At 61.7% G+C, this 266-nt stretch carries 1 protein-coding gene; it reads left to right on the forward strand.

Annotated features, from left to right (window positions below; all coding sequences use genetic code 11):
• On the forward strand, nt 1-266 hold a 266-nt coding region (locus RN22_RS25300), incomplete at both ends, for a hypothetical protein (RefSeq protein ID WP_046308503.1).

The following is a 266-nucleotide window of genomic DNA, read 5'->3' on the forward strand; positions in this document are numbered from 1 at the left end:
ACGGCGACTGCCTCCGATACAGCAGGTAACAGCAGTGCGTCAAGCGTGTCGACCGGCTTTACTCTGGACACCATAGCACCGGGTGAAGGCACCGGTGAGGGCGGCACGGATGAAGCGCCAGTCCTCACCATTGCTGAAGCCACTGATGGCGTCAGTGAAGCCGAAGCCAGTGACGGCGTGCAGGTCAGCGTGGCCGTACCGACCGGCACAGCTTCCGGAGACACCATTACCTTGGTTGTCACCCAGCCTGACGGCACTTCGGAAAC

Source organism: Grimontia sp. AD028 (genome assembly GCF_000973155.1).
Lineage (GTDB): Bacteria > Pseudomonadota > Gammaproteobacteria > Enterobacterales > Vibrionaceae > Enterovibrio > Enterovibrio indicus.